Consider the following 23,660-nt stretch of genomic DNA (forward strand, 5'->3'; position numbering starts at 1 on the left):
TTTTTAAATTCTGCTTGAAAAACCAAGCGTTTGTAATGATGGTACAAATGTATAATGGAAGAGGAGTTTCTTATTTATTGAAATGGTTCAAAAACTTATGAAAACAGTTCAAGTTGTGTTTTTTAATGTTAAGTAAATATTGATGTAAGTGTAAGTGTATGAAAATCAATTTATTGTAAATGTTTTGTGTTTTTTATATTTCCGTTGGACTAATTCCAAACTTGTTTTTGAAGGCTATGCTAAAATTAGATAGGTTATTATATCCTATATCTAAATAAATATCAGATGGTTTTAAATCGCCTCCTTGTAAAAGTTCTTTTGCCTTTTGCAGTCGTTTATCTTTTAACCATTTTCCTGGAGCTTCTTTATACTCGGCAGTAAAATGCCTTTTAAAAGTAGACAAACTCATATTACATAAAAAGGCAATTTCTTCTAATTTTAAATTAGAATGTATGTGATCTTCTACAATGTTTTTAAAAGGAGAAACTTCTTTAGATATTAATGCGTGTAAGTAATGCTCAAATTCATTACCATATTTATCTAGTAAATACAGTAATATTTCTTCAAATTTAAGCGATAGCATAGCATCACAATAGGCACTGTTTTCAAAGGTTTTAGACGATAATGAGCTTATAAAAGATGCAATATAATCGTCGTTTTCAATCACAAAATAAGGCACTTTTTCTTGATATGGCTTAACGTCTTTAGTGTATTTGCTTAAAAAATCGGTAAGTTTTTTTTCAGAAAAAAAGAAGAGTTTACAATAGTAAATCGCTTCGGTATCTAACAACTCTGTCCAAAGCCAGTTCCCTTTTTTTAATAGTAATGACTGTTCGCTATTAACTGCTTTAGAGGTGTTTGCAAAATGAACTTGCTTTTTTCCTACTTGGAGAAAGCTGAACATATTCATACTTAAATTTACCTTGCTTTTAACAACATCACTAGTCATTTTAAAGTCGTACACAAAAATGTCTTTGCTTTTTGATGGTGTATCAAAGTAAATTTCAGGAATATTCTCTATAGCCATTCAAGTTCTTTTTTAGTGTATGGAATAATCTATAAAACCAAGTCGGCAAGTTAACGCGTATTTTTCAGTAGTCAATGAAAGAGACTAAAAGATTCCAATGCTTTTTCGATTATATATATTCAAATATTGATGTAGAATTTTCCGTAGTGAGCTTATTTTAGTAATGGTATTATTCAAAAACCAAATCTAAAAAGTGAAACTGACAAAAGTCATCTTTTTAAGACTTCATTCTCTAGACCTTTGCTATAAGTTTAGAGGAAGTTATGGAAAACTGTTATCACTGTGGAGACCCTTGTGCCGATAAGATAATTGAGCATCAGAATAAATTTTTCTGCTGTAATGGTTGTAAAACTGTATTTGAAATTCTGCATGAAAATGACTTAACGTATTACTACGATTTGCAAGCAAATCCTGGTAAAACACCCCTAGAAATAGAGGGGAGGTTCGATTTTCTTGATAACCAAAACATTTTAGATCAATTATTAGAGTTTAACGAGCAAGATACTCAAATTGTCTCCTTTGTGGTTCCTCATATTCATTGTAGTTCGTGTATTTGGGTGTTAGAAAATTTAAATAAAATTCACCCAGCGATAAAAAATGCTCAAGTTAATTTTCCGCAGAAATTGGTTAGAATTACCTATAATAATTCAGAAATAACACTAAAAGAACTCGTCTTATTACTTTGTAAAATTGGTTATGAGCCAAGCATTTCACTTGAGGATTTTAATAAAAAAGAAAAGAAAATAGACCGTAGCCTTATCTATAAGTTGGGCGTGGCTGGTTTTGCCTTCGGAAATATCATGTTTTTATCTTTTCCGGAATATTTTGAAGTGAGTGAATTTTGGCTAGATCAATTTAAAATACTTTTTCGGTGGTTAATGTTTGCATTTTCTGTGCCTGTGGTTTTTTATTCAGGTAGAGATTATTTTATTTCAGCATATAAGGGGTTACGTTCTAAGATTTTAAATATAGACGTTCCCATTGCTATAGGTATTTCGGTACTGTTCTTACGGTCTACCCTAGAAATTGTAATGGATTGGGGGACTGGCTTTTTTGATAGTCTTGCGGGATTAGTTTTCTTCTTATTGTTAGGTAAATTTTTTCAACAAAAAACCTATGCGTTTCTTTCTTTTGAGAGAGATTATAAATCTTATTTTCCGATAGCTGTCACTCAATTAGTTGAAAACTATCAACACGATCAAAAAAAATCAGATAAAACTAATTTCAGTAAAACTGAAATTCAAACACCTGTATATGAACTTGAGCCGGGCAATCGCATTTTAATACGTAATAACGAACTTATCCCAACTGATGGAATTCTCATAAAGGGAGCTGCACTTATAGATTATAGTTTCGTCACGGGAGAGGCAGCACCTGTAGTTAAATATTCTGGAGATAAAATATATGCCGGCGGAAAGCAACAAGCAGGAATTATTGAAATTGAAGTGACCAAAAAAGTAGAGCAATCATACTTAACACAGTTATGGAATAATGAGGTGTTTAGTAAGAACAAAGCCCTCACTTTTGAAAATATTACCGATCAAATAAGCCGAAGATTTACACTCGTCATTTTAAGTATTGCGGTACTATCTACTATTTTTTGGCTTTTTAAGGATTTGAGTATTGCTTTTAATGTCTTTACAGCGGTTCTTATAGTTGCTTGTCCTTGTGCAATCGCACTTGCAGCACCTTTTACATTGGGTAATATGCTACGTATTTTTGGAAAACACAATTTGTACCTCAAAGAAAGTTTGGTTATCGAACAGATGGCAAAAGTTGATACAGTAGTTTTTGATAAAACAGGAACTCTTACTACGCATAGCAAAAACTTAATCAGTTATCAAGGTATATCGCTCACAGAGATTGAACAAAAAGTCCTAACCAGCACTTTACGAGCATCTAACCATCCATTAAGTCGAGCTTTGTATGAATTTCTTCAAGGAAATGAGATCTATATTTTAGATGATTTTGAAGAAAAGACTGGAAAAGGAATTTCGGGACTTTACGGAAACACAAGCGTTAAAGTTGGGAGTTATGCGTTTGTAGGAAACAAAAATCTAACTTCTGAAACCGAAACGACCCAAGTTCATATAAGTATAAATAAAGACTACAAAGGTTGTTACGTACTGCATAACAATTATCGGGAAGGAATGAAAAAACTCTTTGCAAAATTGAGTGAAACCGCAAATCTTGTGGTGCTTTCAGGCGATAATGATGGCGAGAGAGAATTTCTTAAAAGTCAATTACCACCATTCTCACAATTAAAATTTAACCAGAAACCAAACGATAAACTCCGTTACATTAAAAAATTACAAGAGCAAGGTAAAAAAGTAATGATGGTTGGTGATGGATTAAATGATGCTGGAGCACTGGCTCAAAGCGATGTTGGTATAGCAGTTTCCGAAGATATAAATGTTTTCTCCCCGGCATGTGATGGGATAATCGATGCTAAAAAATTACAAGGATTAACTCAGTTTATGTCGCTTTCGCGGAAATCTATACGGATTATTAAATACGCATTTGTTTTCTCTCTTTTTTATAATCTAATAGGATTAGGTTTTGCCATTACAGGTAATCTAGCTCCTGTAGTAGCAGCTATTTTAATGCCCCTTAGCTCGATAAGTATTGTAGTGTTTACCACTATAAGTACGTATTTACTAGAACGGAAAACAACCTTCAAAAACTCTTGATAATGAAAAGAAGTTAAGTCGTTTTTAATTAAAAAATGAATTCAAATAAATTTTCTTTAACTGACAAAAGTCATCTTTTAGGAAACATCATCACGGTAATTTTACACTATCAATAAAGTAAGCATGAGTATCATCTATGTATTAATTACCGTAAGCGTTATCGTAGCTATCATATTCTTTATCGCATTTATTTATTCCGTAAAGAAGGGGCAATACGATGATACTTATACGCCCTCCGTGAGAATGCTATTTGAAGATGAACTTGTTCATCCAAAAAACAATAAAAAGGAAACTAATAATAAAGATTTAATTAAAACCAGTAACCAATAAATTATGCAAACAGAACAATTTTACTACGATAATAAGATCGTAAAAAAGTTTGTGAATGCCACTATCTTCTGGGGTATTATCGGAATGTCAGTTGGACTTCTGCTCGCTTTTATGTTTTTATTTCCCAATGTAACCGATGGTATTTCTTGGTTAAGTTTTGGGCGTTTACGACCCTTACACACCAATGCGGTAATCTTCGCTTTTGTAGGGAACGCAATTTTTGCAGGGGTCTATTATTCTTCCCAGCGATTGCTTAAAGCAAGAATGTGGAAAGATTGGTTAAGTAATTTAAATTTTTGGGGTTGGCAAGCCATTATTGTAGGAGCTGCGATCACATTACCATTAGGTTACACCACTTCTAAAGAATATGCCGAACTAGAATGGCCATTTGATATTGCAATAGCATTAATTTGGGTTGCTTTTGGAGCTAACTTAATAGGAACTATCCTAAAAAGAAGGCAGCGTCATTTATATGTAGCCATTTGGTTTTACCTAGGAACTTTTGTAACCGTTGCAGTTTTACATATTGTAAATAGTATAGAACTTCCTATTTCGGCATTAAAGAGTTATTCTGTATATGCTGGGGTACAAGATGCTTTGGTACAATGGTGGTATGGACATAATGCAGTTGCATTTTTTCTAACCACTCCTTTCCTTGGATTGATGTATTATTTTGTTCCGAAAGCTGCCAATAGACCTGTTTATTCTTATAAGTTGTCTATTGTTCATTTTTGGTCCTTAATTTTTATCTATATATGGGCAGGACCACATCATTTACTGTATTCTTCATTACCCGATTGGGCGCAAAATCTAGGAGTAGCATTTTCTATTATGCTTTTAGCACCTTCTTGGGGAGGTATGATTAACGGACTTTTAACCTTGCGTGGTGCTTGGGATAAAGTGCGTACAGATCCTGTACTTAAATTTATGGTTGTGGCAATTACCTGTTACGGGATGGCTACGTTTGAAGGGCCTATGTTATCTCTAAAAAATGTAAATGCAATTGCTCACTTTAGTGACTGGGTTATTGCACACGTTCACGTAGGAGCATTAGGTTGGAATGGTTTCTTAACCTTCGGGATGATTTACTATTTGGTACCTAAACTTTTCAAAACCAAATTATGGTCAACTAAACTAGCCAATGCACATTTTTGGGTAGGAACTTTAGGAATCATTATGTATGCACTTCCTATGTACGTAGCTGGATTTGTACAAGCTTCTATGTGGAAGCAGTTTAACCCTGATGGAACTTTAACTTATGGAAACTTTTTAGAAACTTTAAATGAGATCATTCCTATGTATTGGATGCGTGCTATAGGAGGTACTTTATTTATCGTAGGTTCATTTATTATGTTGTACAACATTGTAATGACTGTTCGTCAAGGGAATGAAGTAGAAGATGAACTAGCTGAAGCTGCACCATTACAAAAAGTAACTAAAAAACGTACCTCAAAAGAAGGTTACCATACTTGGTTAGAAAGAAGACCTGTAAAATTAACCATTTTTGCTACAATCGCAATATTAATAGGAGGTATGGTTCAGATTATTCCTTCCTTAATGGTAGATGAATATGTACCTGTTATTTCTACGGTAAAACCTTATACGCCTTTAGAGTTAGAAGGTAGAGATATTTATATACGTGAAGGTTGTGTTTCTTGTCATTCTCAAATGATAAGACCTTTCCGAAGCGAAGTAGAGCGTTATGGGGAGTATTCAAAATCGGGAGAATATGTGTATGACCACCCATTTTTATGGGGTAGTAAAAGAACGGGTCCAGATTTAATGCGAGTAGGGCAAAAGTATAGCGATAACTGGCACTTAAATCACTTTTATGATCCGCAAAGTACAAGTTCTGGTTCTATTATGCCTTCATACAAATGGCTTATAAAAAGTAAGTTAGATAAATCTCAAACTGAAGATAAGATGGAAGCGATGGTTTCTCTTGGAGTGCCTTATACACCAGAAGAAATAGAGCGCGCTCAACAATGGATGGATGAGCAGGGAACACAAATAGAAAAAAACCTATATGCAGATCCAGATTTTGTTAAAACCTATGAAGCCGATAAAAAATATGCTCAAGAAAACGGAGAAACATTTATTGAAATGCGTAATCGGGAAGTGGTAGCACTTATTGCATACTTACAGAGGTTAGGTACAGATATAAAAATTAAAACTCAAGAAGAAATAACTGCTAACAAAAATCAATAGTTATGCTAAAATTTATAAAAGGTAACTTAGAAAACATAGATGGGGTAGCAATCTACCCTATCATATCTCTGCTCATTTTTTTCATCTTCTTTGTAGTGCTTTTTTGGTGGGTTTTTACCGCAAAAAAAGAACATATCACAGAAGTAAGCAACATTCCATTAGAATTAGATAAAAATCAAAAGGAATTAACCCTATGAAGACAACAGCAATTTTAAGAATAATAGGATTTTCAATTTTTGGTTATTTTTTCCTGAATTGGATTGGTACTACAGGAGAAACATCGGTTTTTGAAGAACAAGCGTGGTGGTGGGCTCTTTTAGGTTTTTTAATCATAGCCTATGCAGCAGCTGAAATTTGTGTAGGAGCCTTAGAAAGTGTTCTACGCCGAAGCTTGAAACCAGAAGCTCTAGTGGAATACGATGAGAAACGTGTGTTAGAGAAAAAGAATCAATTTAGATGGTTAAAAGAGACTTATAAAAATTTATTAGGAAGCCAACCCATAGAGCAGGAAGGAGAAATTATTCTTGACCATAATTATGATGGTATTCGTGAGTTGGATAATAAATTACCACCATGGTGGGTATATGGTTTTTACGCCTCTATCATTTTTGCGGTGGTATATATGGCGCGCTATCATATTTTTGATGGCATAAACCAAGATGAAGAATATCAAATAGCTGTAGCAGAAGCTAAATTAGAGATTGAAGAATACAAAAAAAATGCTAAAGATTTAGTCGACTTTAATACGGTTGAACTATTAACCGATGCTGGTGATATTAAAGCAGGTGAAACCATTTTTACAGGTAATTGTGTTGCTTGTCACAAAGTTGGTGGAGCAGGTGGTATAGGTCCAAATCTTACCGATGATCATTGGATCTTAGGAGGAGGAGTTAAAAATGTTTTTAAAACAATTTCAGAAGGAGGACGTGCAGGAAAAGGGATGGTTTCTTGGAAATCAGACTTAAAACCTTCAGAAATGGCACAAGTAGCTAGTTATGTAATTAGTTTACATGGTTCAAATCCTCCAGACGCTAAAGAAGCTGAAGGCGAAATATGGGTAGATGAAAATGCACCTGTAGAAGAAATTCAAGTTAAAATGATAGACAGCACCAACGTAGAAGTGATGATAGAAGATCAGCCTGTAACGGAAGATGTTATTCAATAATTTTAAAATTAATCCTGAACCCAAAACTGTTGAAAGATGATGACCGAGTTAGCTAAAAGCTTAAAGTTGAGCGATCAACCTGTGATCAAAAAAATACTTGACGAAAATGGCACAAAAGTTTTAGCCATAGGATTAAAGCGTGGTGTAGAATTAACAGAACATGTGGCTCCGTGTAAAGCAAAATTATTGGTCATAAAGGGTGAGATAGACTTTAATACAAATTCAGAAAGTCGTCGATATGCTTGCTATGAAAGTTATGATATTCCAATCAACCTTAAGCATAGTGTAGTGGCCTGGGATGACGCAATATTCTTATTGTTTTTAAATACTAAAAAATAAAGAATTACAAAAATTAATGGCAGAGCAGGGAAAAGATAATTTTAGAGATACCATTGGGACTCTCAATGAAGAGGGAAAACGAGCTTGGGTCTTTCCTAAAAAACCTGTAGGTAAGTGGTATGAATATAGAAAATATGTGAGCTATATTCTTTTACTCTTTTTATTTACTGCTCCTTTTATAAAAATAAACGGAAATCAATTTTTACTTTTTAATGTATTAGAACGACGTTTTAACGTTTTTGGATTTCCTTTTTGGCCGCAAGACTTCTATATTTTCGTTATGGTCATGTTGGTAGGAGTACTGTTTGTTATTCTTTTTACAGTAGCATTCGGTCGGCTATTTTGCGGTTGGATATGTCCCCAAACTATTTTTATGGAAATGGTCTTTCGTCGCATAGAGTATTGGATAGATGGAGATCGAGGCAAACAAATGCGATTGGCTAAAATGCCGTGGAACAAAGAAAAAATTTTAAAGCGTACTTTAAAATGGTCTGTATTTCTAATAATTTCATTTTTAATTGCCAATATCTTTTTAGCCTACCTTATCGGAAGCGATCGGTTAGTGCGTTATATTACTGATGGACCTTCCCAGCATGGGAGCACTTTAATCTCCCTTATTATTTTTACGGGTGTATTCTATTTTGTGTTTGCATGGTTTCGTGAGCAGGTATGTATAATTGTTTGTCCTTATGGTAGGTTGCAGGGGGTTTTACTCGATAAAAAATCTATTGTGGTAGCTTATGACCATAAACGCGGAGAAAAAGAAAAAGGCCGAGCAAAATTTAAAAAGAAAGAAAATCGAGCTGCAACAGGAAAAGGCGATTGTATTGATTGTTCTCAATGTGTACAAGTATGCCCTACAGGTATAGATATACGTAACGGTACACAGTTAGAGTGTGTAAACTGTACAGCTTGTATTGATGCTTGTAACAGTATGATGGAGGCGGTAGATTTACCCAAAGGTTTAATACGATATGCTAGCGAAGAAAATATCGAAGAGAAAACTAAATTTGAGTTTTCTCCACGTCTAAAAGGATACACTATCGTTCTTGGAATCTTAATCACTGTTTTAGTAGGAATGTTGTTTTTACGAAATGATGTTGAAGCAGATATTTTACGACTACCAGGCCAGTTATACGAACGCAAGGCAGATAATATTATAAGCAATGTTTACACTTACAAATTGGTAAACAAGACCAATAATGATATTGAAGATGTCAGTTTTAAACTATTATCTCATAAAGGAAAAATAACAGTGGTAAGTCACGATACTTTTTCTATTCCAGCTGGGGAGTTCGCAGAAGGTACGCTATTTATAGAGGTTAATGCAAGTGCGTTGAGTGGAGATAAAGATAAAGTAGTTATAGGTGTATTCAGTAAAGAAGAACAAATAGAAACTACCAGAACCGCATTTTTAGGTCCAAGAAGTTATAAATGATACTTATTAAAATAGTTCATATAAATTTGAGAACAAATGGAAAACCAAACTAAAAAAAAATGTTGCAATGGATGTCAAAAAGGACAATCTGGCAATAATCCTTCTTGCAAAGCCAAAAAAATGGTGGAAAAGCTAAAAGAAGAGAAAAAAAGAAGAATGATAAGCGCTAAAAGCTAAACATATGAAAATTAATTGGGGAATGGGATTAGTAATAGTAATGACTCTTTTTATAGGATTCATTTCATTTTTTGTATATCGTATGACGACAGATCATAATTTAGAACACGATTTAGTTACGGAAGGGTACTATCAAAAAGAAATGGAATTGCAAGGTAATATTTATGCAGAGCAAAATACAGCTAGAATGAAAAATCCGATAGAAGGATTTAAGAGTAATAGCGGATATTTACTTCAATTTCCGGAAGGTTTTGAGAAAGAAAAAATTATAGGAGAAGTATTTTTATACAGGCCGTCTAATAAATTATTAGATTTTGAACTTCCGCTAAAGCTTACTAATTCTGCTATGCTCATACCAGATTATCAGTTGTTAGAAGGACGTTGGAACATTACCATCAATTGGGAATATGAAGGAACAAAATACCGTTTCCAGAAACAGATAAGTTACTAATTATGCTCATTACAGCGCTTGTATTTGGTCTATTAGGAAGTTTTCATTGTGTAGGCATGTGTGGACCTATAGCTTTCTTACTTCCAGTAGATAGAAAAAACTCCGTAAAGCGAGTATTGCAAGTGTTGAGTTATCATGCCGGAAGATTATTTACTTACGGAATTATCGGACTGTTGTTTGGGTTTTTAGGAAGACGTTTACAATTATTTGGACTTCAACAGCATATTTCCATAGCCATTGGAATACTTATGATCTTAATCATTTTATTGCCTTCTAAAATTTTTAGTAAATACAACGGCTCGAAATTTATATATAAATGGGTGGGAAAAGTTAAATCTGCTTTAGGAAAAGAACTCAAGCGAAAATCAATGGATAGTTTTTTTACCATAGGATTTTTAAATGGCTTCTTACCCTGTGGTTTAGTTTATATGGCTGTCTTTGGTAGTCTTGCATCGGGTAGTTGGTGGGAGGGAAGTCTCTATATGGTTTTCTTCGGAATGGGAACCATCCCCTTAATGACTATTGCAACCTATATTGGAAATTTTCTTAATACAAACTTTAAGAAAAAAATAATGAAAGCTATTCCAGTTTTCGTAATTATTATGGGAGTACTATTTATATTGAGAGGTTTAGGATTAAATATACCTTATATCTCTCCTTCATCAACAGTATCTATTGAAGAAGTTTCGGCTAATCACTCTTGTCATTAATAAACCAGTAAACTCACGCTAGTAAATTTACTGATTGTAAAGTTCTATCATATTAAGGTCTGCCATATAACGTTTGATGCAAGTAAGGGGCAGTTTTACTTTGTTTGTTTTTTGCAACTGTCTCTGGTGTTCCAGCCACAACTACTTTTCCTCCTTCATCTCCTGCTCCCGGACCAATATCAATAACCCAGTCGCTTGCAGCAATGATTTGCATATCATGTTCTACCACAATAACAGTATTTCCTGCGTTTACTAATTTGGTTAACTGAAGTTGTAATTTTTCAACATCAGTGGGGTGTAATCCTGTTGTAGGTTCGTCTAAAATATATAAGGTGTTTCCACGGTTTGCACGTTGTAATTCTTTAGCTAACTTAATGCGTTGGGCTTCTCCGCCCGAAAGTTCTGTGGCAGATTGTCCTAGTCGTAAATAACCTAAGCCTACTTCTTGTAATACTTGAAGAGGGCGTTTAACACGATCTTCATCTTCAAAAAAGGATGAAGCTTGATCAACTGTCATATCTAGAATTTGAGCAATATTTTTTTTGCGATAAGTAACCTCTAAAGTTTCTTTATGATAGCGAGAACCTTCGCAAACAGGACAAGGAGCATATACACTTGGTAAAAAAAGTAACTCTACCATGACAAAGCCTTCTCCTTCACAATTAGGACAACGTCCTTTTCCTACATTAAAAGAAAATCGACCTGCAGTATATTTACGGGACTTTGCGAGTTCAGTAGAAGCAAATAATTTTCTTACGACATCAAATAAACCAGTGTAGGTAGCTAAATTAGATCTAGGTGTTCTACCTATAGGTTTTTGATTGACCACGATCATACGTTGAATCATTTCCGCGCCAGCGATAATTTCTCCCTGAAGAGTTTCTATAGGGTTTTGTTGTGAAGCTTCATCAAGTTCATCTTCAGATGAGGTTTTATTCCCCAGGTGTTGATTCATTAAATCGACTAAAACCTGACTTACCAAACTACTTTTTCCCGATCCTGAAATTCCTGTTACACTGGTTAATGTCCTTAGCGGAAAAGAAATCTCTAGGTCTTCTAAATTATTTCGAGTTACTCCGCTTAATTTTAACCAAGCTTCAGGTTCTCTAGTCTGTGTTTTTTGAAAAGAGTTCTTATTGAAAAGATGAATACCTGTTTTAGATCTTTCTATGTTTTTTAAGCCTTCGGGAAGACCACTATATAAAATTTCTCCGCCACCTTCACCAGCCTCTGGGCCAACATCAACGATCCAATCGGCCTGATGAATTACATCTATTTCATGCTCCACTACAAAGAGGGAATTTCCGCTTGCTTTTAATCTATCTAAAGTCTTCAGTAAAGCTTTGGTATCAGCTGGATGCAAACCTGCAGAAGGCTCATCTAAGACATATACCACTCCGAATAAATTACTACGTACCTGAGTAGCGAGTCTTAAACGTTGATGTTCGCCAGGAGATAGAGTAGGTGTACTGCGTTCTAAAGATAAATAACCTAATCCTAACTCTAATAAAACTGAAACTCGACCAATTAAATCCTCGGCAATACGCTGTGCAACGATTTCTTTTTCTTGATGTTTTTCACTTAACTTATTTAACTCTAAAGCAGATCCATCACTGTAAGGTGAAAAAATGGAGTATAATTTTTTTAAAGGTAATCTTGAAATTTCTGCTATGTCATATCCCGCAAATTTGACAGATAGTGATTCTTTACGCAAACGTTTACCGTGACAAGCAGGACATTCTTTACTAAGCATGTATTTTTTTACACGCTCTTTCATAAGTTTACTTTGAGTATTTGAAAACGTATGTAACACGTGTTTTTTTGCTCCTGTATAAGTCCCCATATAACTAGGTTCGCTCTTTTGTTCTAGAGCTATTTGAACTTCTTCTCGATTTAAATTGCGGTAAACAGGAACTTTAGGTTGTTCTTCCGTAAATAAAATCCAATCGCGATCTTTTTGTGAAAGGTCTTTCCAGGGTGTATCTATATCATAACCTAATGTTACTAATATATCTCTTAAATTTTTGCCTTGCCAAGCTGTTGGCCACGCAGCGATAGCTTTTTCTCTAATCGTTAAAGTATTATCAGGAACCATGCTTTCTTCGGTTACTTGGTAAACCTTACCAAGTCCGTGACATTCTGGACAAGCACCTTCTGGAGTGTTGGTAGAAAAAGAATCTGCATATAAAAGAGGTTGACCTTTAGGGTAGTCACCAGCTCGGGAATAAAGCATTCTAAGTAAATTAGATAAAGTAGTAACCGAGCCTACAGAGGATCTCGTAGTACCCGAACCCCTTTGTTGTTGTAATGCAACCGCTGGAGGTAGACCTTCAATTTCATCAACCTCAGGAATAGGCATTTGATTAAAAAGCCTTCGAGCATAAGGCGATACGGACTCTAAATATCTTCGTTGTGCTTCGGCATATAATGTACCAAATGCCAAAGATGATTTTCCAGATCCAGAAATTCCTGTAAATACCACCAAAGCATCTCTAGGTATTTCTAAGCTTACATTTTTGAGGTTATTTTGTCTGGCTCCCTTTATGGTTACAAAGCCTTTTTTATATTCTTTATGTTCTTTTGGTAGTTCCATGGCATCAGTTTGAACAAATAACATACCAACAAATTCTTAGGTAGTGATTTTAAAATAAAGAATTTTTATTTGACTGATAAAACCACTTTAGAACAGAATTATTTACCGGCTATAAAATGGTTAAATAACTCTCTTTTATATAAAACCTAAATCTTTTAACATGCTTACAAGGTGAGTTACATTATTAGCCTGAAACTGTATACGTAATTTATTAAGTCGCTTTTCTATAGTACTTAAACTATTAGGACTCATATTCTTTTCTTTTAATAAAGAAGAAATTTGCTCTTGTGATAATCCTTTTGATAAAGCACTAATAATTTCTAAATCAAGGTCATCTATTTCTAACTGATTCGGGTCTGAAATAGCATCTTTTACCTCTAGAGATAGAAAGGTCTCATCATTATAGACGTTAAGAATGGCTTGTTCTAGTTCTTGTAAGCCTTTTCTTCCTTTGCACACATACGCATCAATTTTTAGCTGAGAAAAAAGCGAATTTATTTTTTGTGCTCTATCCTCTATAGAATAAGCTATCACCTTTAATTGAGGATATTCTTTTTTTATTTTTGCAATAAGCTCTTCACCACCTTTTAATTCTTCGTTTCGGTAATCTTGTTTAAAGGAAAGATCGGTAATCAATAATTGAAAAGGTTCTCCGTCCATAAAAGATCGCTTAAGTTTAAGGTAAGCATCGTCACAATATTGAGAATCAACTCTATTTTTAATATTTAATTTATCTAATACACTTATAACACCATGATTGATGCTTTTTAAATCTTCGGCTACTAATACTTTTGTAAACATAAACTACAGTTTTAATACGGCTTTAAAACCCTGTTGAGGTTGTGTATCAAAAGTAATACTTCCTCCAATAGACTGCATACGGGATTCCGCATAATGCAAACCATTTTTGTCTTTTAAGAGAGTTCCTAAGCCATTATCCTTATAAGTAATAAATATTTTTGAGCTATTTTGTTCAAATTTAAAAACTACTAATTTAGCTTGACTGTGCTTTTTCATATTAATTAATAACTCCTGCAATACGCGGTAAATAGTGATTTTTTTCACTTTAGATAAACTTTTCCAATTGACTTTAGATAAAGGAGTATGAACAATAGAGGTTTCTTTGGTTTTAAAGTTTAAAAATAAGTTTTGAAGTATGACATCAAAAGGTTCTTCACGTAAGAGTACACTGTTTTCTCTAGAGATATCTCTTGTTTTATTATAAATTTGGTTTAAATCATCTAACCACGTATGAGTAGTTGGAGATACTGTTTGAGTTTGCACTTTTGTCATCAATTGATAAACGTCGTTGGCTACTTCATCATGAATTTTTTTAGCAATTCTCCCTTCACTTTTAATAACTTCATTTAATTTATCACGTCTATGCCGCATCTTTAGAATAAAAAAGGTAGCAATAGAAATTACCAATAAGAGAAGACCGCCACTTTGATAAAATATTTTCTTTTTTTGCTCCCGTTCTTTTAAAAGTTCATTTAAATCGGCGCGTTCTTTTTCTTTTGCTTTCTCGTATTTAAAGGATATATATTTATTAGCTGCAGTAATTTCCGCGAAAGCGATACTATCTTTTATATGTTTTAAAGCTCGATAATCTATATCATTTTTAAGATCCATTTTTAAAGTTAGAACTTCTTCAATTGCAGGTACATTTTGCGTTTCTTGAGCAAGTTGGCTAGCCTTCTCTATCCATATTTTAGCAGTTTCTAGATCATTGTTATGCTTAAAGTAAGTGCTTAGATGAAGGTAACTAGTGAGTAGTGCACCCGTAAAGCCTATTGAATCTCGTAATTCTAAAGCTTGGTTTAAATGTGTTAAGGCATCTGGATGGTCTTGTCGGGTTTGTAAAACTCCTAGATTATCTAAAGCTCTTGCTTGCTGAATAATGTCTTTAGATTGCAAGCTCAATTGGTAGGCTTTTTTTAAATAATTGGTAGCTTCAGGATAATTATTTTCTTTGGCATAAGTTACTCCCAAATTATTAATTAGGGTAATTTTATATTTATCAGAGTCGGTTAAAGTGAGCGCTTTTTGATAATAGGAGCGGGCTTTAGTGTAATTTTTATATTCTCTATAGGTTTTACCTAAATGATTATTTAAGCTAAGCTGAATTTGCTTAACTTGAGATGAGGTAGTTTTAACTTCTTCTAAGAGTTTTAAAGCCTCTATGGCAGATTGTTCGCTATCGACTAAAAAACCTAATTTTTTTTGAATTATAGCTTGATGGTTATAAGCTAAAGCTTCCTTTAGTTTCTTATTTTGAGAGTGTACTAATTGTTGGGACCTGTCAAAAAAATCATAAGCTTTTAAAAGAGACTCAGTATTTTGGCTAGTTAAATAAAGCTGTTGATAATAGGAAGAGCTATCTTTTAATTGCTCTTGTCCCTTAACGGAAATAGGAATAAGGTATGTTGCTAAATAAAAGCATAAAAAAAGGAATGAAATATAGCTTTTTTTCATTCCTCGAAAATACAAACTAAAATTTACAATTTGGCCGACTTAATTTATTCTATTTTAAATTGAAATAGCAGTACGTATAATTGAGTTTTTATTAGGTTTTACATTTAATATTCGTAAATGAATACAAAGTAGTTTATGATTTTTTTTGAGGTATAATACAAATGTAATTTGCGGTATAAGCTTAGTTTAAATTATTGTCCTTTTTTACTGAAAAGTGAATTCTTTTTAAATTGATCACCACATAGCCGCTATCTTTTAATCTATTGGGCTCATTTAAATCTATTTTTTTTGTACGGTGAGTTAACTCATTCGTGAAAGGTTGAGTAGCATAATTATTTATAATGTTGCTTACAAAAATTATACTGAGTATGGGAGTTAATAGAAAGAGGAGTAAGGGGTTCAAAGCTCTAATTTTTGAGGGGTTATTGACAATGCAAAAATTTTAAACTTTGCTAAGCTTTCCTTACGGATTACCGTAACGGAAAGAGATTGCAGTTGATTTTTTTTAAAAAAGCATTAATACCTTCACTAAAAATTCGTCTTCCTAAATTAGCGTAGAAGCAACTTTATCTGTTAAATAGAAATTTCAGTTTGTGAGATCTCGTTTTAAAGAAATATTTCTTTTCTTCATTTATAATATGTTATTCGTATTTTTGCCGGTAAATTATTTCATAAATAAGTATTTCATAACCCGTTGCTAATCTTTAATAGATCTTTAAAACACTCTATATGATGAAGTTTTTTCTTTTAATATTCAGTCTACTTTTTACCATACAAACAACAACAGCCCAAGAAGATAAATTAGAGTTAGCTAAAGAAGAAAAAGACATTACCACTTGGGGGTTAGCGAAGCATGACGCTAAGCTTATGTGGGGAGGGTTTAAGCATGTTTACACCCGACCTTTAGAATGGGATCAAGACGATTTTGCAGTTTTAGGAGGTGTAATTGTAGGTACAGCAGGATTAAATCTTTTAGATGAAAGAGCTAATAGATATTTTGATAATCAGTCTGACGATGTACCAGGTATAATTAAAGATTTTGGATGGTATTTTGGGAGTCCTCAAAATAATTACGGGGTAAATAGTGCTATTTATTTAGCAGGCTTATTTACAAAAAGTAAAAAGCTTCGAAAAACAGGAATATTAATGATTACCTCTGCGAGTGCTGCTGGCCTTATCCAAACTGTAAGTAAAACAGTAACGGGTAGAGCAAGGCCTAATGCCGGAGGAAGTTTAACTTTTAAGCCTTTTAGTAGTGAAGGAGGTTACCATTCTTTTCCTTCGGGGCATACTATTCTTTCGTTTACAACTTTTTATGCGCTATCCAAGCAGTTCGATAATATTTGGGTAAAAGGTGCTTTAATAGGTGCGGGTATGGTTTCACCTGTATCTCGTTTATGGTCAGAAGCACATTGGCTTACCGATGTAGCATTAAGTACTGCACTTACCGTTTTTGTAGTAGATGCTGTAGATAACTATTTAGATAAAGCAATGAATGACGATATCACCCAAACTGAAAAAAAACAATCTAGAGTCTCTTGGCAACTACGCTTTGGAGGAACTCAAATTGGGGTGGTAGGAACTTTTTAGTTCTGCTTACTTGCTTTAAACATGAGACATATTACTCATCTTCATCCTCTTTTTGTAATACTGGATGATCTTCCACTTTTAATCCTACAATAGAAATAAGTGTGGTGATGGTATAATATAGCATAATAATTACTGCTACAATGGCTCCACAAACAATGCTAGAAATAGAGGACCATACATAATAAAGGTAGCTGTAGTATTTCATATCAATGCTATCTGCCTCTATTAAAGGATTATTCATTAATAAAAAAGTGATTACACTTACGATAAAAACACTGGCATCTAATTTTGCAATTTTAAGTATTCTCTTGTAGTATGTTTCTTTTAGTGTAGATTTTGAACCTGAACTAATATTAGTTAAAGTAAGTAACAGAGTTAAAATTGTAGCCGATCCTAGTACAACTGTATTGAAAAAGGTATTAAGTCTTGGGAGGGAAGAGGTGATTAAATCTTTTGCTTCCAAACCAGAAATATGTCCCATTAAAAACATTCCTGTAGAAGTGATAATGGTAGCTAACAAACCGCCGATGAAAGCAACCCTATCAAATTTATCAATATTCATGGTGTTAAATAATTTCATACTTATAAATTATAATAATTAAAAAGTGATACTATTCCTCTACATCTTCTAATAGATAATCATTTAATCTTTTTGAATGATCTGCTGTATGAAGAACAGAAATATCTCCTGTAGTTTCAAAAACAACCGCTTTAATTTCAGTCAATTCAATTACCTTAGCTTCTCTTAATTTAGCACGTAGATCAGATTCAGTTAGGCGTGCTTTTCGTAAATTATCATGAAGGATGGTTTCTCCGTCCATTAATAAAAGCGGACGATTATCAACTAAAGATTGTACAATTTTAAACCTTCTTAACAATGCTACCGACATTTGTAAAAGGTATAACATAGCCAATCCGATAAGGCCTTTTGTTAAATTAACTGATGATGATAAAATTACAGTAGCAAATAAAGATCCGATTGCTACAGTCATGGCAAAATCAAAACTCGACATCTTTGAAAAACTTCGTTTTCCAGACCATTTTGTAAATAGAATAATCCCTATATACAATCCCACTGCACACAAAAACATGAACACTAAAGTTTCGGTTGAAATGTTAAATAATCTATAGACCATCTTAAATTCTTAAATGTTAGACATCGTTTATATGGTGTACTATTTTTATATTCGTAATAAGTCTTATTAGCTTTCCTAGGTTAAAAATTTTAAATATCCAATACTACTCACACCAAAAAGAATGTGTGCTATGAGCAACTGAAAGTAGAAATGAGAGAATTGAATAGATGGAGGTTTGGGATGGAAATAAAATCCTATTTTCCAACTTGAAATTCCAATGATACCAGCGATAAACCCTAAAATACTTCCATTTAACCAAGAAGGAGAAAAATCTGTAAATTCCCAAAATACAAAAAAGAGACACGTAAAAATAAATCCTATAATGTAATGAATGAACCAGCCTAACACATTGTTGTTTCCGATTGAAGATGAGACATTAGGAAGGCGGTTGATTAAAATATTAATTAACTGTGGTTCTTTGAATTTTTCATTTTTAAATTCAGAATAAAGATAGCTAAATAAGGTCATCATCGTGGTTGCTATCACACTGGTATATATAATTAAAAACATGCTCGATTGTTTTATAGTGTTTCTACTTTTCTATAGCTTCATTCTGAAATAATTCTCCGACAAGTTTTAGCGAGGGTATATGTAAAACAATGGTTGTAAAAATTGCCGTAAGCGGAACAGCTAATATCATCCCTGAAATACCCCAAACCGCACTTCCTATAATAACCATTAGAATCACCAAAAAAGGATGCAGGTTCACTCGTCCTCCAATAATATAGGGTTGTAAAACATAGCTTTCTAAAAATTGAGAAACTGTAAAGGTGATGAGAATTCCTATGAGTACTCCTATATCCCCTGAAACTAAATAACCGAATGCTAAAGCAAGACAAAAGCCAATTATATTTCCGATATAAGGAATTAGAGTAAGGAGAGAAGCTATAATACTAACTAAAATAAAATTCTCTACTCCCGATATTCCTAATCCTATACTGTAAGCTATAGCAAGTATGCCCATGAGAGATAATTTACCAATTAAATATTGAGAAATTACTTGTGTAAGCTCACTAGAAGTTTCTTCAATTTCATCTTTGTGTTTTTTAGGAAACAATCTTATTAAGAAAATTAAAAATCGTTTTCTATACCTAAGTAAAAAGAAAACATAGATAAATACCAAAAGATAATTAGCGATAAAAGCACTTGTACCACTTAAGAATTGCATAGCTTTATTACCTGGTTTATTAACTAAAGAACCAATACCACTTAATCCGTTATTACTAGTAATAGTTTCTATATCATTAGAATTTACAGGAGTATTTTCAATAGCAAAGCTTTTTAATTCTTCAATTTTAGGCTTCATATTTTCCTTAATCGTAGGCCATTCTTCTATAAAACTTTGAAATTGAAAAAATACAATGGCTAGAATACCTAAAGAAATTATAAATAAAATGATAGATGAAATTAAGGAGGCTAATGATTTTGAAAGTCTAGTTTTTTCTATCTTTTTACAAAGCGGATAAATCAACAAACTTAAAACTCCTGCAATTACTAGTGGAGCAAGAAAACCTTGAATTTGAATAAGACCCATGATTAAAAAATACAAACCTAAAATTAAAGCGGAGCCTATAATTATAGGATGATATGACATTTTTTTATTCTGCATTTTTTATAGGAATTAATGGTTTTATAATATAAACTAAAGGCCATGTATACCACATAGCCTTAGTTAAATAATTAATAAGTGTTTATTTAAGCAGGAATGTTTTTCGCTTTTTCTTCTCTATCCCAGTTACGGTGTTGTGCAATTCCTCCAATGAATTTATCTGCATCTTTATTGATAAATACGCTCGAGTCATCTTTAAAATCTTTACCGTAGGTTGCATTAAATAACTCTTCGCCTTCATTACTTACCGCAATAGGCTTGCAGTGTTTTAATGATTCGTTGATAAACTTTTTCGCTTTGGCTTCATCTAATAAAGATTTTACACTTTTTTCCCCTCCAGGAATATAAAGAGCATCAAATAATACACTTTCTGTAGTTAAGAGCGCTGCATCTACTTTATGCTTTTTATTCTTATCGCAAGTTACTTCTCCACCGTGAGGAGCAATTAAATTAACGACGGCACCTTTATTTTCTAAAGCATTCTTCATAGTATCTAATTCTTCTCCGCCAAACCCATCGCTTACTAGAACTGCAATCTTACGACTTACAATACTATCGTTTTTTAAGAAAGTCTGACTTAAAGCTGATGATTTATCTAAGTAGTTTTTCTTTTTTCCGGGTTGGTGTTTTTCAACATCGGCATCGGCTCCAATAGCTTGATTTACGGGTTCTTCAACACTATCTGGAATTTCAAGCCCTAAACCTTTGGCTACTTTTTGAGCGAGATCATTGTCTATTTGTGCAATTAAATAGAGCATTCTCTCTTTTATATGTTTATAGGTACATTTTCCTATTTCAAAGGTATAAGCATCTGCCACATGATTTTTTTCCCAGTCTTCTAGGCTGCGATAAAAGAGAGCAGGCTGACTAAAATGATCGCTAAAACTTTCGCTTCTACCACGTACTTTTTTAGCATCAACTCGTTCTTCATAAGAAGTAAATCCTCCTTCGGCCATTTTTGCAAGATGAGGACAACCTCCACCTATAGAATTAGGAAAATAAGCTGTTTTCCCTTTATTAATGGTCATTCTCATGTGCGCATCTCGTTGATTGTTGTGTACCTCATTCACCGGTCGGTTGATAGGAATTTCTGGAAAATTTGGACTTCCTAAACGTGATAGCTGAGTATCGGTGTAAGAGAAAAGTCTTCCTTGTAATAGAGGATCATTCGTAAAATCGAGTCCTGGCACTAAATGTCCTGGATGAAAAGCGACTTGCTCTGTTTCCGCAAAGAAATTATCTGGATTTCTATTTAAAGTCATTTTTCCGATGCGTTGAACAGGAACCATTTCTTCAGGTATTAATTTGGTTGGGTCTAAAAGGTCAAAATCAAACTTATGTTCATCTTCTTCAGCAACAATTTGAAACCCTAATTCCCATTCAGGATAATGACCAGCTTCAATAGCATCCCATAAATCTCGACGATGAAAATCTGAATCGGCTCCATGAATTTTAACAGCTTCGTCCCAGGTTACCGAATGAACTCCTAATAAAGGTTTCCAGTGGAACTTCACAAAATGCGATTTTCCTTCTGCATTAATAAGTCTGAAGGTGTGTATTCCAAATCCTTCCATCATTCTAAAACTTCTAGGTATAGCCCGATCGCTCATTACCCATATATGATTATGCAAGGTTTCTGTGGTGTGAGATACAAAATCGTAGAAAGTATCGTGTGCCGAAGCAGCTTGAGGAATATCACGATCTGGTTCAGGTTTTACGGAGTGAATTAGATCTGGAAACTTCATCGCATCCTGAATAAAGAATATAGGCATATTGTTTCCTACCAAATCAAAAATTCCTTCTTCGGTATAAAATTTTGTAGAGAAACCTCGTACATCTCGAGCTAAATCTGCCGATCCCTTATTTCCGGCAACGGTAGAGAAACGTACAAATACGGGTGTTTTTCTTGAAGTATCTGTAAATATTCCTGCTTTGGTATATTTTTCTTGACTTTCATACAGTTCAAAATAACCGTGAGCTCCACTTCCTCTAGCGTGCACGATACGCTCTGGAATACGTTCGTGATCAAAATGTGTAATTTTTTCTCTTAAAATAAAATCTTCTAAAAGAGTACCTCCGCGTTCTCCAGCTTTTAGAGAATTATTAGTGTCGTTAACTTTGACCCCTTGATTGGTAGTCATGGTCTTGTCTTTTCCTTGTTCTAAATTAGGTTCTAAGTCTTTGGATTTTGAAGTAGAATTTTCATATTGTTGATGGTTAGAATCATTCATGAGATGTGATTTACGGATTAAAAAAATTTAATTATAAATACTTCACAGAAACTGAAGAGAGAAACATATGCTCAGGTTAAGCATCCTTCTCGACGTTTATCTTATAGATGAAGCATCGATCTATTTGTAAGTTAAATAGGCAGAAGCTAAAGAAGATTGGGTAAATTCCTCGATTCAACCTATATATTGTATACTTTATCTTAGTCTGATTTTTTTGATTTATTATCAGAGTTATATTGTACACCTTTCTTAGTAGAGTTATCTTTCTCGCTATGCATGGTCTTGCCCGCATTTGGAGGATTCATCTCTGTGTTTTTTGAATTTTCTTTTTGGTTTTCATCTTTCTTGCTCATAATATTTTATTTTTAAGGTTAAAGTGAATACTTTCTTCTAAATTAATATAAATACTGTGATTCAGCTAACACAATTAACATCATTATTAACAGCATCATAGCTTTAACAATTTATTTAGTATTAAGAAAAAGTTCAATTTTTTTAAAAAAGATCGTTACTTATATCTTAAACATCCGTTCAATTTTTTTATTCATATTCTATAAATCAATTTTAAGTATCGTCTAATCCTGCCATTTTTCTTAATCTTTGAATGGCTATTTCTTTTTCACGTAATTCATTTTCTTTTTTTAAAATCTTGTAGGCTTGAACCCCCAAAATCCCAATGGGGATAAGCAATAGTAAATAAGCTTTTTTATTCATTTTTTTGTTTATGTTGTACTAAAATACAATAAGACTCTTTTTTTTCATAGACGAATACTTGTATTTTAACATAATTATAGCATCTAAATAATAGTGTTATAAAGCGTGTGGAATGAGCTATTAATACTTTTATTTAATGCCTATGTTGCGAAATTTTGAATACATTTAGTAGGTTAAAACACTTGAGCAGATTTATATTAATAACTTTATAAGCATAAAAACTATGGAAAATTGGGTATACGCAACGCTTCCTACATTGTTAAAGGTGATAATTAGTGTTTTTGTGATTTTTACAATAATAATTATTATAACTCGTATTTCTGGTTTAAGAACATTTGCTAAAATGTCTAGTTTTGATTTCGCATCTACCATTGCTATAGGTTCAATTTTAGCTTCGGTAGTGATGAATACAAATCAATCGTTATTAAAAGGAGGTTTAGCTTTGGCTGTAATTATTATCTTTCAAACTATTTTTGCCTATAGTGTAAGAAAATCTAAAAGTGTAAAAAAGGTATTTACCAATAAACCTTTAATTTTAATGATGAATGGGGAGATTTTATATGATAATTTGGAGAAATCTAATGTAGGAGAGGAAAACTTAATAGCTAAATTGAGAGAGGCGAACGTCATTCATTTTAATGAAGTGTTAGCAGTTATATTAGAATCTACAGGAGATATGTCGGTACTTCATTCCTCAGAAAAATCAGAGCTTCAAGACAAATTATTATTAGGAGTTTCAGGAATACCTTCTAACAGTAAATATTTACAAAGGTAATT

The 23,660-nt window shown here is 33.2% G+C and carries 24 protein-coding genes; 12 read left to right on the top strand and 12 right to left on the bottom strand.

Annotated elements, in window-relative coordinates; all coding sequences use genetic code 11:
- Positions 1-193 precede the first annotated feature (193 nt).
- Positions 194-1,027, bottom strand: coding sequence for an AraC family transcriptional regulator (locus FT986_RS14165; RefSeq protein WP_147865613.1), 834 nt, complete (start codon positions 1,025-1,027; stop codon positions 194-196).
- Between the two features lie 263 nt (positions 1,028-1,290).
- Here FT986_RS14165 and FT986_RS14170 point away from each other — a divergent pair, with 263 nt between their 5' ends.
- From FT986_RS14170 to FT986_RS14210, 10 genes are all read left to right on the top strand, one after another.
- Positions 1,291-3,717: a heavy metal translocating P-type ATPase metal-binding domain-containing protein gene (locus FT986_RS14170; RefSeq protein ID WP_147865614.1), complete on the top strand. Its 2,427-nt coding sequence runs from the start codon at positions 1,291-1,293 to the stop codon at positions 3,715-3,717.
- 123 nt (positions 3,718-3,840) lie between these two features.
- Positions 3,841-4,047, top strand: coding sequence for a cbb3-type cytochrome oxidase assembly protein CcoS (ccoS, locus tag FT986_RS14175; protein ID WP_111541089.1), 207 nt, complete (start codon positions 3,841-3,843; stop codon positions 4,045-4,047).
- A 3-nt stretch (positions 4,048-4,050) separates the two neighbouring features.
- On the top strand, positions 4,051-6,255 hold the full coding sequence (gene ccoN, locus FT986_RS14180; protein ID WP_147865615.1) for a cytochrome-c oxidase, cbb3-type subunit I: 2,205 nt from the start codon (positions 4,051-4,053) through the stop codon (positions 6,253-6,255).
- 2 nt (positions 6,256-6,257) lie between these two features.
- Entirely contained in the window at positions 6,258-6,452 is a 195-nt protein-coding gene (locus FT986_RS14185; RefSeq protein ID WP_147865616.1) for a CcoQ/FixQ family Cbb3-type cytochrome c oxidase assembly chaperone, read from the top strand.
- A complete protein-coding gene (locus tag FT986_RS14190; RefSeq protein WP_147865617.1) occupies positions 6,449-7,420 on the top strand; it encodes a cbb3-type cytochrome c oxidase N-terminal domain-containing protein in 972 nt (323 codons plus the stop codon). The genes FT986_RS14185 and FT986_RS14190 overlap by 4 nt, the downstream gene beginning before the upstream one ends.
- Positions 7,421-7,456: 36 nt before the next feature.
- Complete coding sequence (locus tag FT986_RS14195; protein WP_255505984.1) at positions 7,457-7,759, top strand: hypothetical protein; 303 nt, start codon at positions 7,457-7,459, stop codon at positions 7,757-7,759.
- A gap of 16 nt (positions 7,760-7,775) precedes the next feature.
- Entirely contained in the window at positions 7,776-9,197 is a 1,422-nt protein-coding gene (gene ccoG, locus FT986_RS14200) for a cytochrome c oxidase accessory protein CcoG (protein ID WP_147865618.1), read from the top strand.
- A gap of 36 nt (positions 9,198-9,233) precedes the next feature.
- Entirely contained in the window at positions 9,234-9,374 is a 141-nt protein-coding gene (locus tag FT986_RS16010; RefSeq protein WP_187248642.1) for a hypothetical protein, read from the top strand.
- Between the two features lie 4 nt (positions 9,375-9,378).
- On the top strand, positions 9,379-9,825 hold the full coding sequence (locus FT986_RS14205; RefSeq protein ID WP_147865619.1) for a FixH family protein: 447 nt from the start codon (positions 9,379-9,381) through the stop codon (positions 9,823-9,825).
- Between the two features lie 2 nt (positions 9,826-9,827).
- Positions 9,828-10,535 (top strand): sulfite exporter TauE/SafE family protein, encoded by a 708-nt coding sequence (locus tag FT986_RS14210; RefSeq protein WP_147865620.1) that lies wholly within the window; start codon positions 9,828-9,830, stop codon positions 10,533-10,535.
- Between the two features lie 52 nt (positions 10,536-10,587).
- Here FT986_RS14210 and uvrA read toward each other — a convergent pair whose 3' ends face one another.
- The 4 genes from uvrA to FT986_RS14230 form a co-directional block, all read right to left on the bottom strand.
- Positions 10,588-13,128, bottom strand: a complete 2,541-nt coding sequence (gene uvrA, locus FT986_RS14215) for an excinuclease ABC subunit UvrA (protein ID WP_147865656.1) — start codon at positions 13,126-13,128, stop codon at positions 10,588-10,590.
- Positions 13,129-13,263: 135 nt separating this feature from the next.
- On the bottom strand, positions 13,264-13,929 hold the full coding sequence (locus FT986_RS14220; RefSeq protein ID WP_147865621.1) for a response regulator transcription factor: 666 nt from the start codon (positions 13,927-13,929) through the stop codon (positions 13,264-13,266).
- A gap of 3 nt (positions 13,930-13,932) precedes the next feature.
- Positions 13,933-15,603, bottom strand: a complete 1,671-nt coding sequence (locus tag FT986_RS14225) for a tetratricopeptide repeat protein (protein WP_147865622.1) — start codon at positions 15,601-15,603, stop codon at positions 13,933-13,935.
- A gap of 181 nt (positions 15,604-15,784) precedes the next feature.
- Entirely contained in the window at positions 15,785-16,006 is a 222-nt protein-coding gene (locus FT986_RS14230) for a hypothetical protein (RefSeq protein ID WP_147865623.1), read from the bottom strand.
- 326 nt (positions 16,007-16,332) lie between these two features.
- Between FT986_RS14230 and FT986_RS14235 the strand changes: the two genes are divergently transcribed.
- Entirely contained in the window at positions 16,333-17,193 is an 861-nt protein-coding gene (locus FT986_RS14235) for a phosphatase PAP2 family protein (RefSeq protein ID WP_147865624.1), read from the top strand.
- A gap of 31 nt (positions 17,194-17,224) precedes the next feature.
- Here the strand turns inward: FT986_RS14235 and FT986_RS14240 are convergent, their stop codons facing one another.
- From FT986_RS14240 to FT986_RS16020, 7 genes are all read right to left on the bottom strand, one after another.
- On the bottom strand, positions 17,225-17,773 hold the full coding sequence (locus FT986_RS14240; RefSeq protein ID WP_147865625.1) for a hypothetical protein: 549 nt from the start codon (positions 17,771-17,773) through the stop codon (positions 17,225-17,227).
- A gap of 31 nt (positions 17,774-17,804) precedes the next feature.
- A complete protein-coding gene (locus tag FT986_RS14245) occupies positions 17,805-18,284 on the bottom strand; it encodes a DUF421 domain-containing protein (RefSeq protein ID WP_255505985.1) in 480 nt (159 codons plus the stop codon).
- A 120-nt stretch (positions 18,285-18,404) separates the two neighbouring features.
- Complete coding sequence (locus FT986_RS14250; RefSeq protein WP_147865627.1) at positions 18,405-18,839, bottom strand: DUF2938 domain-containing protein; 435 nt, start codon at positions 18,837-18,839, stop codon at positions 18,405-18,407.
- Positions 18,840-18,861: 22 nt separating this feature from the next.
- Positions 18,862-19,938: an AI-2E family transporter gene (locus FT986_RS14255; protein ID WP_255505986.1), complete on the bottom strand. Its 1,077-nt coding sequence runs from the start codon at positions 19,936-19,938 to the stop codon at positions 18,862-18,864.
- Between the two features lie 86 nt (positions 19,939-20,024).
- Positions 20,025-22,169, bottom strand: coding sequence for a catalase (locus tag FT986_RS14260; protein ID WP_147865628.1), 2,145 nt, complete (start codon positions 22,167-22,169; stop codon positions 20,025-20,027).
- Between the two features lie 200 nt (positions 22,170-22,369).
- A complete protein-coding gene (locus FT986_RS16015; protein WP_187248643.1) occupies positions 22,370-22,522 on the bottom strand; it encodes a hypothetical protein in 153 nt (50 codons plus the stop codon).
- Between the two features lie 211 nt (positions 22,523-22,733).
- Positions 22,734-22,883, bottom strand: a complete 150-nt coding sequence (locus FT986_RS16020) for a hypothetical protein (RefSeq protein ID WP_187248644.1) — start codon at positions 22,881-22,883, stop codon at positions 22,734-22,736.
- A gap of 223 nt (positions 22,884-23,106) precedes the next feature.
- Between FT986_RS16020 and FT986_RS14265 the strand changes: the two genes are divergently transcribed.
- Positions 23,107-23,658, top strand: a complete 552-nt coding sequence (locus FT986_RS14265; protein ID WP_147865629.1) for a DUF421 domain-containing protein — start codon at positions 23,107-23,109, stop codon at positions 23,656-23,658.
- Positions 23,659-23,660 lie beyond the last annotated feature (2 nt).

Origin of the sequence: Mesonia sp. K4-1 (genome assembly GCF_008017825.1) — a bacterium.
In the GTDB taxonomy this organism is placed as follows: domain Bacteria; phylum Bacteroidota; class Bacteroidia; order Flavobacteriales; family Flavobacteriaceae; genus Mesonia.

Coding starts and splice junctions, on each gene's coding strand:
- FT986_RS14235 (WP_147865624.1), top strand. CDS start 16,333: ATGATGAAGTTTTTTCTTTTAATATTCAGTCTACTTTTTACCATACAA.
- FT986_RS14220 (WP_147865621.1), bottom strand. CDS start 13,929: ATGTTTACAAAAGTATTAGTAGCCGAAGATTTAAAAAGCATCAATCAT.
- FT986_RS14190 (WP_147865617.1), top strand. CDS start 6,449: ATGAAGACAACAGCAATTTTAAGAATAATAGGATTTTCAATTTTTGGT.
- ccoG (WP_147865618.1), top strand. CDS start 7,776: ATGGCAGAGCAGGGAAAAGATAATTTTAGAGATACCATTGGGACTCTC.
- FT986_RS14170 (WP_147865614.1), top strand. CDS start 1,291: ATGGAAAACTGTTATCACTGTGGAGACCCTTGTGCCGATAAGATAATT.
- FT986_RS16020 (WP_187248644.1), bottom strand. CDS start 22,883: ATGAATAAAAAAGCTTATTTACTATTGCTTATCCCCATTGGGATTTTG.
- FT986_RS14260 (WP_147865628.1), bottom strand. CDS start 22,169: ATGAATGATTCTAACCATCAACAATATGAAAATTCTACTTCAAAATCC.
- FT986_RS14225 (WP_147865622.1), bottom strand. CDS start 15,603: ATGAAAAAAAGCTATATTTCATTCCTTTTTTTATGCTTTTATTTAGCA.
- FT986_RS14240 (WP_147865625.1), bottom strand. CDS start 17,773: ATGAAATTATTTAACACCATGAATATTGATAAATTTGATAGGGTTGCT.
- FT986_RS16015 (WP_187248643.1), bottom strand. CDS start 22,522: ATGAGCAAGAAAGATGAAAACCAAAAAGAAAATTCAAAAAACACAGAG.
- FT986_RS14265 (WP_147865629.1), top strand. CDS start 23,107: ATGGAAAATTGGGTATACGCAACGCTTCCTACATTGTTAAAGGTGATA.
- FT986_RS14245 (WP_255505985.1), bottom strand. CDS start 18,284: ATGTTTTTGTGTGCAGTGGGATTGTATATAGGGATTATTCTATTTACA.
- FT986_RS14250 (WP_147865627.1), bottom strand. CDS start 18,839: ATGTTTTTAATTATATATACCAGTGTGATAGCAACCACGATGATGACC.
- FT986_RS14205 (WP_147865619.1), top strand. CDS start 9,379: ATGAAAATTAATTGGGGAATGGGATTAGTAATAGTAATGACTCTTTTT.
- ccoS (WP_111541089.1), top strand. CDS start 3,841: ATGAGTATCATCTATGTATTAATTACCGTAAGCGTTATCGTAGCTATC.
- FT986_RS14255 (WP_255505986.1), bottom strand. CDS start 19,938: ATGCAGAATAAAAAAATGTCATATCATCCTATAATTATAGGCTCCGCT.
- uvrA (WP_147865656.1), bottom strand. CDS start 13,128: ATGGAACTACCAAAAGAACATAAAGAATATAAAAAAGGCTTTGTAACC.
- FT986_RS14210 (WP_147865620.1), top strand. CDS start 9,828: ATGCTCATTACAGCGCTTGTATTTGGTCTATTAGGAAGTTTTCATTGT.
- ccoN (WP_147865615.1), top strand. CDS start 4,051: ATGCAAACAGAACAATTTTACTACGATAATAAGATCGTAAAAAAGTTT.
- FT986_RS14185 (WP_147865616.1), top strand. CDS start 6,258: ATGCTAAAATTTATAAAAGGTAACTTAGAAAACATAGATGGGGTAGCA.
- FT986_RS14195 (WP_255505984.1), top strand. CDS start 7,457: ATGATGACCGAGTTAGCTAAAAGCTTAAAGTTGAGCGATCAACCTGTG.
- FT986_RS16010 (WP_187248642.1), top strand. CDS start 9,234: ATGGAAAACCAAACTAAAAAAAAATGTTGCAATGGATGTCAAAAAGGA.
- FT986_RS14165 (WP_147865613.1), bottom strand. CDS start 1,027: ATGGCTATAGAGAATATTCCTGAAATTTACTTTGATACACCATCAAAA.